Here is a 12,581-nt window from a genome sequence, read left to right as displayed (position 1 = left end):
TCATGATTTGAGTTCCTTTTGGATTGGTGGTAATTTACATGCTGCTCTTAGCGCTTGCTCCACAATGCCACCTTGCAGGGAGTTGTGAGCTATTTGGTCTAGATAATACCCCCGCTGCCATAGCGCGCTACCGATACTAATTAAGAGTACTTCCACCAAAACTGTTTGCTGCCGGATTGAGATCCCTATTGAGAGATTGAGGGGAGAGTACTGGTTGAGTAACGCATGGAAGCCAACGGTGGCGAAGGTTAGGGTGATTGGTAGCCAGCAGAACCAGGGGAATGCCAGCACTGTAACAAAGCTGAACCATTGCTGCTCTGATTTTGACTTAAGGGAGTACCATATCCCCAAGCCAATACCAGCAACGCCAGCGGCAGCGGCAGCGACACCGACAGCATCAGCGGCAGCGACACCGACAGCATCAGCCACACGGACAGCGGCAGCGACACCGGCAGCGACACCGATAGCGGCAGCAAAAACGCCACCGACAGCGCTACCGACAGCGCCAGTGCCAGCGGCAATGATACCGACAGCGGCAGCGATAGCGACACCGACAGCGATAGCGACACCGACAGCGGCAATGACACCGACAGCGGCAATGACACCGACAGCGGCAGCGAAAACGCTAGCATTATTATTTGTCATAGCTTGAAACAAACATTCGATTTCAGGTCCGACTAAACGAGTACGAAATAGTTGACAAGCTTCCTTTCCAAACGTCATCAGTCCTAGAAAACCAAGTTTAGTGAAGATGATTGGTTCCCAAGGGTGTTCAATCCCCCGTCGCAGGGCTAACCAAAACACCATCAAAATACTGACTGAAAAAGCACTTAATCCACTCATTAAATGAGTGGGTTGATCGGTGAACACCTTGAATATGCCGAAAATGGCAACTATCGAAAAGAGGGCTGCAATGTAAAGCACGCCTCGGTAATGCCAGCCTGTTCGTAAATCGTATTGAAGGGATCGAAAGAGATTACGCCAGTCGGTTTGAGTGGGTAGACGTTGAGCGGTCATTAAGCAATCTAGCAGTCCAAGTTGTAATCTGGGAGGTAAGCCGGACAGGAGTACGCGCCACCGAGTTGATCGGTTCCGTTCTCCTAATGCACGATCCAGGTAGGTAAGTTGTCTTTGTTCTATACCAGGTGATTGGTTGGATTGGGATAGAAGTGCCTCTGCATGTTCGAGATCCCAGCGTTTTGGAAACGTGAGTTGGTTAATTGTTTCAATGGTGCAGAGCGGAACAACTAGACGGGGATCTAGTGTGGGTGTGGTATCAGGAAGTGGGTTGGGGAACTTGCTATAAACGAGTTCATAGGCAATTCGACCAATAATTTCAGGTAAATGAGATTCTTCAGAATTTGGGAAGGGTTGCCAGATCCACATCGCGAAACTCTCCCAATAGTGCTCCAGCTCTAATAGCTTGCCTCTGTCTACCAATGTTTCGAGGGGGTATTCTCGGAGTGCATCTTCTACTCCGGCTTGGGGAAGTAATGCAGCAAGATACCAGGCTGCGGTATTAGCCAGACTGGTATCTTGCTGCCAAAGGGGTGGTAACAATGCGATCGCTGCATCGGGCGTGGCGATCGCAAACAAGTCTGCCAGAGCGGTTGCTTGGTTTTTTTTAACTAGAGTAGCCAGTTCGGGAACGGCTAAATCGCCCATCCGCACTAATGCTTCACGAGCGGCTGGAATAGTGGTGTAGTAACGAGCCAATACTTTAGCGGCGTAGGGCAGGTTAGTTGCGGAAAGGGCAGCGGCGATCGCAGGATAACGGGTAGCCTCCTGAGAATTGGCGAGGGTTGTCTCTAAAAATTTGAATATTGCCTGACCACGAGGACGGGCATCGGCAGCGACGGACCCAAATGCCCGGATCAGGATGTCGTCTTGGGTTGTTCTGCCAAGTTTGGCTTTAAACTCGTTGATGATCGATTCTGCAAGGGTTTGATCGACCTGCTGAGCATCAGCCAGACATTCCAACGCAGTGATGGCATTAATAGAATGAACTGCCTCGATCAACTGAGTGCTACTTCCTGCCAGTCCACACCACAGCTTAACCACCTCTCGCCAGGTGTCTGGGTCTTTTTGGAATCGTGTCACCAGTCCATTGAGGTCGTCTACCAGAGCAGCAGCAGCAAAGTATTCTTGTAAGGTCAAATGAGCAAACTGATAGCGATCGCCGCTATCAATCTTTAGAAACAATCCGCTCCGCTCCACAATTTCATCCAGAATGAGAAGGGTATCGGTTTCAGGACTGCGGTTTAAGCTGGGCAAAATTTCTCGAATCTGGCTTAGTACTGTTGCATAGTCCAGGCTGCGGCGATCTTGATGGTCCTGCTGACTTTGATCCAGGTTGTAAAGGGCGAGATGCTGTAAGACTCGACGTTTGTCGCTACCTCGATAGTGGTTAAAGTCCCGCTGCCATTGCTCCAGCAGGATGTCCGTAGAGCGTTGATAGAATTCTGAGCGGGAATGGGGCAGGATAAATGAGGTGTCGGTATAAAGGTAGGCAATAATGGTGAGCAATAGGGGATTGCGAGCCAATGCCATAATGCGAGGACGATCTCTCAGGGTTTGGATCAGTTGATCAACCGATTTCTCTGGTGGCATCTCCTGTTCCCAAGCCCCTAAAAATCGGCGGATTTGTTGGTCGCTAAACTCAACCACTTCCAGGGTTTGCCGGGTAAGGCTATCAAATTCACCTCGATAAACTGCTGTTCGACAGGTAATTATGACACGGCAGCGATCGTGCTGTTCCAGTAAGTCTTTAGTTTGCCTCACCACATTCTGCCGAATTGCACTATTCACTTCATCCAAACCATCCAGCAACAGCATCAGCGTGCCCTGCTGTAAGCTCTGTTTGACGAATCGGTCAGCTCGCGGAAAATCGTTGCGCTCAAACGTCTCAATCAACGCCTGAATCAGTCCCTCTTGAGTTAATGCTGAATCGTTCAGGCGATGTAGTTCTAACAGGACGGGTACAGGTTGTTCTGGAAGATTGCCCAACTGTCCCCGACCATAGGATAGGGCAAGATGCTTGAGCAGCATAGATTTTCCAGACCCTGGAGGTCCTTTGACCATCAAGCGGTGATGACGGGCGATCGCTTCGTAAGCGTCAATTTGGTCATTTGCACTGGAGCCTTCTACCTTGAGAGGCACATAAACCTCACTCATGTTTAGCGGTGCACGATTGGTACGAAACGGGATATGCAGGTTTTGGTATTTTTCAACTAAAGCTTTACGGTAGCGACCCAACGCCACACTCCGGAAGAGTTTGCTACCTGCATATTGGGCGTAGATCCAATCATTGATTGCAGTAAAGAAACCTGTAATCCATTTAGTGAGCGTTTCTTTGAAAGATGCTCCGACAATTGCAGCAATGGCCATTAACAGGATAACAGCGGGTCCGTTTTCAAATAGCCTTTCCAGTGCTTTTTGGGGATCCCGTTGGTTGATTTCAGTCTGTTGAGTGTATGTGGCATCGTAAATCCTACTAATGTCAAGTTCTGCCCTTGATGGTGCTGTTTGCCAATTAGGATGCAAAGATTTGAACCGATCAATGGCAAAAGGGGTTCTCCTAGCAATGTCATCATCAGCATCGGTTCTGGCTAATTGCTTGATTTCCTCACACAAATCCTGGGGAGTCTGATAACACCCATCCGTTGATGATGAGCTTCCAGTTTGTGAATAACTTGAAGCTGCTAAACCAAAGATGATGGAAACAGCGAAAGTTAGAGTAAACAGGTTCAGGAGCAGATGGCGATTAAACTGGGTTCTGGCTAATTGAAGAGTCTGGGACAACCGCTGAATGAGCATACCTTATACCCCTAAAACTCCTTATGTCTAACCCTGTAAATTACGGATACCAATGATCTAGAAGCCATTCCTAAGCATTGCCATGCATATCTGATGATCCAAAAGTATTGATAACATCAAAACTACCGATCTCAGTAGTTCAGTATTGGTAGATACCTTTGATTCCGCTGTTAGCAACATCAGTAGAAAGAATACCTTCAAAATGAAAAGGTTTTGTAGTTCCAGCACGGCAGGTATATTCCCATTCCGCTTTTAGGCAGATGATGAGTTCTACCTGTATATTTAGGCACAAAATCTATTGGGTGAAGTATGGGGAAGCAGGGGTTCCATGCACACTCAAGGGGAAGTACCCCTGCTCCCCCTGTACTACACCAGCTTGCACATCGTTATTGGCTTTAGAGGCGTTGAAGCTCAAGTAAAACGGCTGTGCAATCTGCAAGTGTCATATCTGAACTGGGGCGATCTGTATGCTCCTGAATAAATGTCTCCACCTTCTTGGTGTCCCATCCTAACGGCTTAGTGTACCGCTTGATTGCGGCTGCCATGAGATAAGTCGGAATTGGATATTTAGCGATCGCTTCCTTCAGCAATTGGGGTTCTTCCAACCAAGTGGTGAGGTCAGGGCGGATATACCAGTCAGCCTGGGCTGGGTCAAAGTTTGGTGGTGGAGCAGTGAAGTAAATTGCGTCAAGTTCATCTTCAACCTGAAGCCAACCAACTTCTTTGGCGAGGAAGAGCCATTCCTCTTCGTCTGCCTCTAAAAATCGAGCGTTGTCCTCTGCTCCTTTGCTCAACGGGTTATAGACACCTGTTAGCCAAGCTAGGGTGTGTTGGTTAGGGTTCTTTTGTCTATCTTGCTCTAAAAAGTTTTCTATCTCTTCTCTAATTTCTGCTTGTCGTTGTTGGGAGTCAGTCTGCTTCTTCTGGAGTTTCTGGGATGCAGGTTTCCGAGAACTACGTTGCTTCGGTTGTACACTTCCAAATCCCCGGTCCATGTTTTTCCCTCCCATCTGTCCGTGAGGCAAAAATACTTCCTCTATCTTCTGAGTATAGAAGCAGGGTTTTGAATAAGACAGGCTTAGAGACCCTCCTGTACTAGAATTCTGCTTACTGTTAGCTTTACCGAACGCTATTCGCTCTGTTCTTGCAGACTACCCTTCCCAAGATTCACCACATAATATTACTCAGTTGCTGCTTTGTTTGACTGCAATTTTTGCTGAAGGTAAACGTTTCCCTTCACCTGATTTGACATAAACTTATTCTGTTGTTCCGAATTACTTCATGCCCACGATTGCCGTAGTAAATCAGAAAGGGGGAGCAGGCAAGTCTACGATTGCTGTCCACCTGGCACGCTGGTTGCAGCGCCAAAAGAAACCAATTTTGTTAGTGGATGCGGATGGGCAAAAAACCTCCTCAATCTGGTTGGAGTCCTTAGAGTATGAGATTCCCTTCCAGGTGCTACAAGACCCAGACGAACTGCTGGATCAATTACCAAAACTCGCTGACCAGCACGAATGGCTTCTAGTTGATGGTCCCGCCACGCTCAGTGAAACAACCAGGGCGCTTTTGCTCTGGGCAGATCTCGCATTAATTCCCTGTCAACCAGCAGGGGTGGATTTAGCCAGTGCCTCGGATACTGTGCGGCTTGTCCGTCAGGCGAAGGCAATTCGAGGTGGATTGCCCAAAGCAGCACTCTTTCTCAATAAGGCAATTAAGGGAACCAAGCTGAAGGATGAAGCCTTTACGGTTCTACAACAGGTTCAGGATGTTGATTTACTGAAAACAATTGTCCACCAGAGGCAAATCATTACCGATTCATTTGGTCAGGGATCGACTGTGTTTGATATGAGTGGAACTCCAGCAGGAACGGCACGGCGTGAGCTAGAGAGCCTGTTTAAGCAGGCGATGGAGGTTCTCAATGGCTAAGGAGCGGAAAAGCCTGAGTGATGCTGTGATGAAACGTTTTATGACTGATCCCAATAGTATTCAGTCGGAGCAGCCTTCTACATCTGTTGCGTTAACTTCTATCAAACTGCCTGCTAAGCGCCAGCCTCGTCGTTATTTTGATCCTGACAAAATGGCAAAGCTTGTGGCATCTGTCAAAGAACATGGTGTTCTAGAGCCAGTTCTGGTTCGCCCTCTAGGTGACGGAAATTATGAGCTTATAGCAGGGGAGCGTCGGTTGCGAGCAGCCCGAGAAGTTGGGTTGACTGAAATTCCAATTGTTTCACGCAAGTTCTCTGACCAAGAAGCCCTTCAGGTTGCTCTGATCGAGAATCTCCAACGAGATGACCTTAATCCAGTTGAGGAAACTGAAGCGGTTCTGGAGCTGCTAGCGATCGCCCTTGATATTAGTGCGGATGACGTAAAGTCAGTAATTTACCAAGCAGCAAACGCAAAAAACCGTAATCAGGAGTTGAAGGAAAACGTTTCCCTTCAACTAGAAAAGATTGAGTCTTATTTAGTTGAACTGGGAAGATTCAACCTTGAATCCTTCCGCAGCAGCCGTTTGCCGCTTCTCAACCTCCCGCCAAATATTCTAGAGGCTTTACGGGAAGGGAAGCTGGAGTACACCAAAGCCCGCATAATCGCTCGTGTGAAGGATGAGCAACAACGAGATGCTCTCCTAAAGCAGGCGATCACCCTGGGTTTCTCCTTGACTGAGATTAAAGCAAAGGTCAAAGAGTCAAAGGTCGATTTAGTTTCAGAGCCAGCACCGGAACAGGTATTGGTCGATCGTATGGGGGAACTGGCTAAGCGACTGAAAAAGAGTAAAGCTTGGGAGGACCGCAAGAAGCGCGATCGGATTACCAAGTTGCTGGATGAGCTTGAGCGTTTGACAGGTAAAGAATAGGACTGGTGCTGGGCTGCTAAGAACGTTTGATTATGCCAAAACAAACCTCCCTTTTCCCTGATGATTACGATGATTTCTTCCGGCATCTGAAGGAACGAATTCGTTCCACTCAGGTAAAAGCAGCTTTAGCTGTTAATCGAGAGTTAGTGCTGCTCTACTGGCAGATTGGACGCGAAATTCTTCAGCGTCAGCAAGAAGAAGGTTGGGGAGCGAAGGTCATTGAACGGCTTGCTAGGGATTTGCGTTTGGAGTTTCCTGATATGACAGGATTCTCACGCACTAATCTTCTTTATATGAGAGCTTTTGCGGAGGCTTATCCAGACGAACAGTTTGTCCACCAGCTTGGTGGACAAATTCCTTGGAAGCATAATTGCGTAATTTTGGACAAAGTAAAAGACTCAGAACAACGAATCTGGTATATCCAGAGGACAATTGAGAATGGGTGGAGTCGCAGCGTTCTCATTCATCAGATTGAAGGTGATTTATATAGTCGTCAAGGAGGTGCGTTAACAAACTTTCAGGAAGCACTTCCCGCGCCTCAATCTGACCTTGCCCAAAGCCTACTCAAATCTGAATACAACCTCGAATTTCTAGATTTACGTGGAAAGGCTCTTGAACGAGATTTGGAGCGTGCTTTAGTTGAGCATATGCAGAAGTTTCTGCTTGAGCTGGGTGTTGGGTTTGCTTTCGTCGGTGCTCAGTATCGCCTTGAGGTCGAAGGAGATGAATTTTTCGTTGATCTTCTCTTTTATCATCTTGGACTTAGTTGCTTTGTGGTGATTGAGCTGAAGACGACAGACTTCAAGCCTGAGTATTCAGGACAGATCAACTTCTATGTCAATGTTATAGATGACAAATTGCGTCGTCCGTCTGATAACCCCACCATTGGTATCGTTCTCTGTCGTTCTAAGAAGAAGGCTGTAGTTGAATATGCTCTTCGTGGCGTGAGTCAACCGATTAGTGTTTCTACCTACCGCACTACAGCTGCGTTGCCAGAGGAATTTAAGGAGAAGCTTCCCTCAATTGAAGATTTGCAGCATGAGATTGAATCTGTGGCTGCTGTAGTTGAAAAGAGTAATGTGGAGGATGAGCCAGGTTAAGTTCAACAGCTTCTTATCTTCTAAACTCTCATAGCTAAGGACTATTCAAAAATACTAGATAAGAAGCATCCGTATGAAGTGTTCCTTACGTGGAATATCTCCGGAACCCTCCTGGCAATCAATATATAGCAACAACGTAATTTGTTTCCATTCAACTTGCTGGTCTCTACTCGTTGGGGAGCAGCAAGTTGAAAAAGAGGCGGTCGCGTTCGCGTTCTCAAGTTTCCATTCAACTGATTTCCCTAGCGAGTGGGGACTGTGTTCTTGAAGAAAGGAATGGCTGAGCGTGTGCTGTTTCCATTCAACTGATTTCCCCAGCGAGTGGGGACCGGATAGCCCGCTATCGCGGCTACCAGGAAGACAAGATTAGTTTCCATTCAACTGATTTCCCCAGCGAGTGGGGACGTAACATCATGCGTTTTACGTTAGTCGAAAAATATGTGTTTCCATTCAACTGATTTCCCCAGCGAGTGGGGACTCGCACCCTAGAACAACTGCCAAAGCACCGAGGGTGCATGAGTTTCCATTCAACTGATTTCCCCAGCGAGTGGGGACTATTATGGCAAAGACTACTCGAAAGGCACTTAAAGTTTCCATTCAACTGATTTCCCCAGCGAGTGGGGACCCTGACGATGTTTACCCTGAATAGCTGTAAACAGTGTAAGTTTCCATTCAACTGATTTCCCCAGCGAGTGGGGACAACCAACGGTGAGGCAGAAGTAGATATGCCCTCACTCTAGTTTCCATTCAACTGATTTCCCCAGCGAGTGGGGACCTGGACTGCCACGCCGATTCAAGGCAAGGGGTGTCTAGTTTCCATTCAACTGATTTCCCCAGCGAGTGGGGACCTGGATTTACAGCAGAATTCAGAGGTTTCGTTGAGAGTTTCCATTCAACTGATTTCCCCAGCGAGTGGGGACCGGTCAACTCATCTTTGAGTGGGAAAAGGTAGCACAGTTTCCATTCAACTGATTTCCCCAGCGAGTGGGGACGGGTTGACAGAGCTTTCACCTGGAAAACTATCGGGTTTCCATTCAACTGATTTCCCCAGCGAGTGGGGACTCATTGATATATCCTTTACTTGGAGATCTAACTAATGTACGTTTCCATTCAACTGATTTCCCCAGCGAGTGGGGACTCGGGATGCCGTAACTCTGCTCTGCCTCGGTCACGCCAAGTTTCCATTCAACTGATTTCCCCAGCGAGTGGGGACTCAGGAGATCAAGAAAAGTGGAAGACGCGGCAACTGGTTTCCATTCAACTGATTTCCCCAGCGAGTGGGGACCCGAGGTGATTTTGCGATGAATATTACAGTTAACGTGTTTCCATTCAACTGATTTCCCCAGCGAGTGGGGACAAGTAATTCTCCCAAGCGGGCAAATAGTGACCCGGAAAGTTTCCATTCAACTGATTTCCCCAGCGAGTGGGGACCATTTTGCATAACGCCTGCGCTTTGGCTTGGGTCTGGTTTCCATTCAACTGATTTCCCCAGCGAGTGGGGACGTAAGAGGTGTAGGAGGTATAGGAGGTATAGAAGTTGTTTCCATTCAACTGATTTCCCCAGCGAGTGGGGACAAATCTGCTCAGTTGACCCAGAGCGAATTGCCTGAATTAGGTTTCCATTCAACTGATTTCCCCAGCGAGTGGGGACCCCTTATACTCTAAAGCCAAAGTCTGTAAAGTGTCCAAACTCCAATTGCGAGCCTCAATTCCAATCGAGAACATAACCAGTATCCGCTCTTCCTTTAAACCTATTAAACCCCTTACCTGAACTGCTATCGAGGCTCACAATAGATAACCTAGCTTTGGCACCAACGCTCTCAGCCTCGCACCCTCACACCACGATCGAACCCTGCCGCTCCGTTAATGGTATTCCACCCCAGATTTCAATTTGTCTTACTGTATGTCTAGATAGTGGATACATTCGCACGCTATCCTCCGGCTTCACTATCTGCTCCAATTGCTCTCGTAATTCACGAAATTGTTGTAGCTGTAGCACACACTCAAACACACTATATTGCACCCGTTGCCCATAAGCAGATAACACATTAGACACCTTCGTTCGGCGTTTCTGGCACGAGATATCATACGCTACGACATACAACAACATCATCATACCCTTCTACCGAATTCGATATGGCTCATAATTTTGCGTAGTCTGAGTGATGAACTGCCGGAATCGCTTCACTTGCCGATTCAATAAATCCCAACGAGGAACTCTGATTCCAGGAGACACCTGCTGTTGTTCCTCCATCCGCCCAATTAATGCTATCAGCAGTTTTTTACGTCCTGACTCATTTAAGTAGCATCCCCCTGTTGCTGGAAAGTCGAAATCATCAACTACACTCACCATCCGCCGATTCACTAAATACAGCACTAATGAATCTACAATCGGGGATCGAAACACCTCAATCAGGTCTGACGCTAATGCTGGATGTCGCTCACTACCTTGGTGCAAACAGGCTTCGTAGGGATCAAGTCCTTGTATCTCAATCAAGCTCAACAGATGATTCCACAGCACCTGATAGCCAAAACTCAGCATTGCATTGAGTGGATCGCCTGGGGGGCGTTTTGATCGCCCTACCCAAACAAATTCTGGATGGTCAATACAGGCACCAAATGCCCCAAAGTAGCTTGCTGCCCCTGCCCCCTCATAGCCCATTAGCTGCTCAGTTGAAGCAGCTTGTTGTACCTGTTGTGCTACCTGCTCTAACTGATTGATTGCCTCTAATAAAGCTGGGTTGTTGTGCCGTCGTTGCTGTCGCTGTAGAATTACCCGGCTATTCTTGAGCTTCGCGCTTACAATCTGCTTTGCAATTGCTAATCGTACCTCGCTCGATAATCCATACTGCTGACGTGCCAGTGCTCGATAGCCACTTGTGACAGGCAAGACTCGTCCATGACAGCGCCCCATTCGAGAGAGATAAGCGATCGGGATGCTGCGAAATAAACATGCCCGAATTAGCTGCGTCGTCAGTTGCGACTGCCCAAAGACAAGAATTTGCTCCAGCATTGGCAATTGTGCTTCTTGCAAGACAGTTTTACCCTGCTTCACCAAAACACAATCCTGCCGTAACGACACATAACAACCCTGCTGGGAAATGTAAAGTGATTCCATAAAACTCATTTCTCAAGTATCTGTAATAGAGACTCAAGAGCAGAGCGGTTGTTTTCAGGTGTGGTTTTTACGGATTTTGTGACGACTAGTACAACCTTATTCTGTAAATTCTCTACTTCTGGTTCAAAGATTTTAGTCTTGCAATTCGTAGGTGGCGATCGCAGGGTTGTGAAACTTAATTTGAGACGGCTTTCAGGAGAATAAACGAAATTTAATCTGAGACGAGACAGAGTGGAGAATCGAGTTGTACTACTTCAGCCTCAAAAGCAGCCACTTCAGTCGTTATTAGGCATTTAGGAATCGAAAACTCATTTGAGACGAAACGAAAAGGAATTTGAAACTCGACACAATTAATCACTGAACTGATTACCAAACGGCATTAATCGTGAAACTGTCTACACAAATCTCCTTTGCTCAAGACCTAGCTGCAACCAGCATCTTAGCCCCTAGACGACAGCTAGCGCGAGATCAGCGTCAATTAGTGAGAAGACACAACACTTACTGATATCGCTTCATTAACACTGCTGCTGCTTGCCTGTGTTTTTCTACCAAATCAGGTGGTGCAAGAACTTGAGCATTTTCCAGGTGTTTTGCCACCCAACGACCAAATTCATCGAGCGATCGCTTGGGTAGAGCAATTGCATAATCAACATAAGCAAATTCTCCAGTTGCGTCGTCTTTGGGACCACAGATAATCTTTTGTTTGGAATGCCGTTGCTCTCCTTCTGCAATAAAACGGCTGGCGGGTGGGAAAAAGCGCACTTTGACCTTAACCAGTGGTAAAGTGCCTTGGCGTTCTTGCCGTTGTTCCTCCAGATTGCCTAAACTCAGCCCCCATCCATTGCGTAAGAGTTGATGCGCTGCCTGTAGACTTTTGAGTTGTACGTCTACCTCCCGTCCAGTTATTTCTAGAACTTCAAGATGTTGCTTAAAGCGATCAACCCTGGAAACTGCCAAGTGACCATCCTCAATATTTTCTGTAACGAGATACCAGGCAATATCGTAATAGAGCAACTGAAGCGGATAAATCCGCCGATAATCAGGCTTGCCGTTGTAGAGATTGCGAAAGAAATAGATCTCAATCGGCAACCCCTGTACAATCGACTGCTCCAATTGCTCCAGGCTGTGAAATAGTGTATCTCGGCTTTGCTGCTTGCGGATCATTTCATCGGGGTCAGTTGGCACGATCGCCCGGTTAAACTGCGCTCGCACTGGATAAAATAAAGCTCCTTTACTCTCCAAGTTTTGACATCTCAAGCGTTGACTGAGTGCCTGGTAGATGCGTTTTGCCTGTGGGTCGCCCTGGTAAGTCGCTTGAGAGGCTAACGCATTGAGGACTAGCTGTAATTCCTCCCGATTCATTGCACCAGTGCCCAGGTAGTAGCCCCAGTCATGGCGGTTGCGATCTAAGATTCCATAATTTCGCAGCGTCCCTAAATCTTTGCGTAATGTATGGACTGAGTAATCAGGGAGTGGCAGATTAAGTTCTTTGGCGACTGCTTGCATGTGCTGTTGCAGTGTTTCTAGGGAATCTTGATCCTGGCTTGTTTTAGCGTTACGGCTCCCTACCCCTGGATATTGAACCAGCGTGGCAATCAACACCATGAGGCGATCAAATGAAGAGCGATCGCTGTAAAAATGCAGTTCTGGAGGTTTAGCCATAACCCAATGTCAAGGAAGTTAAAATATTAAC

The 12,581-nt window shown here is 47.3% G+C and carries 8 protein-coding genes and 1 CRISPR repeat array; of the genes, 3 read left to right on the top strand and 5 right to left on the bottom strand.

Features of this window, described 5'->3' with window-relative positions; all coding sequences use genetic code 11:
• Together H6F88_RS01110 and H6F88_RS01105 are read right to left on the bottom strand one after the other, a co-directional pair.
• Entirely contained in the window at positions 1-3,816 is a 3,816-nt protein-coding gene (locus H6F88_RS01110; RefSeq protein ID WP_190640911.1) for an NACHT domain-containing protein, read from the bottom strand.
• A 395-nt stretch (positions 3,817-4,211) separates the two neighbouring features.
• The gene (locus H6F88_RS01105) at positions 4,212-4,811 is read right to left on the bottom strand and encodes a hypothetical protein (RefSeq protein ID WP_190640910.1); all 600 of its coding nucleotides are present in this window, start codon (positions 4,809-4,811) and stop codon (positions 4,212-4,214) included.
• 286 nt (positions 4,812-5,097) lie between these two features.
• Here H6F88_RS01105 and H6F88_RS01100 point away from each other — a divergent pair, with 286 nt between their 5' ends.
• The 3 genes from H6F88_RS01100 to H6F88_RS01090 are packed head-to-tail and all read left to right on the top strand — an operon-like array spanning position 5,098 to position 7,770.
• A complete protein-coding gene (locus H6F88_RS01100; protein ID WP_190640909.1) occupies positions 5,098-5,742 on the top strand; it encodes an AAA family ATPase in 645 nt (214 codons plus the stop codon).
• Entirely contained in the window at positions 5,735-6,670 is a 936-nt protein-coding gene (locus H6F88_RS01095) for a ParB/RepB/Spo0J family partition protein (RefSeq protein WP_190640908.1), read from the top strand. Before H6F88_RS01100 ends, H6F88_RS01095 begins: the two co-directional genes overlap by 8 nt.
• 32 nt (positions 6,671-6,702) lie before the next feature.
• Complete coding sequence (locus H6F88_RS01090) at positions 6,703-7,770, top strand: PDDEXK nuclease domain-containing protein (RefSeq protein ID WP_190640907.1); 1,068 nt, start codon at positions 6,703-6,705, stop codon at positions 7,768-7,770.
• A gap of 221 nt (positions 7,771-7,991) precedes the next feature.
• Positions 7,992-9,421: direct repeats of the CRISPR family, unit length 36 nt; unit sequence GTTTCCATTCAACTGATTTCCCCAGCGAGTGGGGAC.
• 183 nt (positions 9,422-9,604) lie between these two features.
• Here H6F88_RS01090 and cas2 read toward each other — a convergent pair.
• From cas2 to H6F88_RS01075, 3 genes are all read right to left on the bottom strand, one after another.
• Entirely contained in the window at positions 9,605-9,880 is a 276-nt protein-coding gene (cas2, locus tag H6F88_RS01085; protein ID WP_190640926.1) for a CRISPR-associated endonuclease Cas2, read from the bottom strand.
• 12 nt (positions 9,881-9,892) lie between these two features.
• Positions 9,893-10,888, bottom strand: coding sequence for a CRISPR-associated endonuclease Cas1 (cas1, locus tag H6F88_RS01080; protein ID WP_190640906.1), 996 nt, complete (start codon positions 10,886-10,888; stop codon positions 9,893-9,895).
• A gap of 498 nt (positions 10,889-11,386) precedes the next feature.
• Positions 11,387-12,550 carry a WYL domain-containing protein gene (locus H6F88_RS01075; RefSeq protein WP_190640905.1) on the bottom strand — a complete coding sequence of 388 codons (1,164 nt, stop codon included), beginning with the start codon at positions 12,548-12,550 and terminating at the stop codon, positions 11,387-11,389.
• Positions 12,551-12,581: the final 31 nt, after the last annotated feature.

Source organism: Oculatella sp. FACHB-28 (assembly GCF_014696015.1).
GTDB lineage: Bacteria > Cyanobacteriota > Cyanobacteriia > Elainellales > Elainellaceae > JAAUTN01.
The sequence above is the reverse complement of the archived record's forward strand: the minus strand, read 5'-3'. Positions and strand labels throughout refer to the sequence as shown.

Coding starts and splice junctions, on each gene's coding strand:
- cas1 (WP_190640906.1), bottom strand. CDS start 10,888: ATGGAATCACTTTACATTTCCCAGCAGGGTTGTTATGTGTCGTTACGG.
- H6F88_RS01105 (WP_190640910.1), bottom strand. CDS start 4,811: ATGGACCGGGGATTTGGAAGTGTACAACCGAAGCAACGTAGTTCTCGG.
- H6F88_RS01095 (WP_190640908.1), top strand. CDS start 5,735: ATGGCTAAGGAGCGGAAAAGCCTGAGTGATGCTGTGATGAAACGTTTT.
- H6F88_RS01090 (WP_190640907.1), top strand. CDS start 6,703: ATGCCAAAACAAACCTCCCTTTTCCCTGATGATTACGATGATTTCTTC.
- cas2 (WP_190640926.1), bottom strand. CDS start 9,880: ATGTTGTTGTATGTCGTAGCGTATGATATCTCGTGCCAGAAACGCCGA.
- H6F88_RS01100 (WP_190640909.1), top strand. CDS start 5,098: ATGCCCACGATTGCCGTAGTAAATCAGAAAGGGGGAGCAGGCAAGTCT.
- H6F88_RS01110 (WP_190640911.1), bottom strand. CDS start 3,816: ATGCTCATTCAGCGGTTGTCCCAGACTCTTCAATTAGCCAGAACCCAG.
- H6F88_RS01075 (WP_190640905.1), bottom strand. CDS start 12,550: ATGGCTAAACCTCCAGAACTGCATTTTTACAGCGATCGCTCTTCATTT.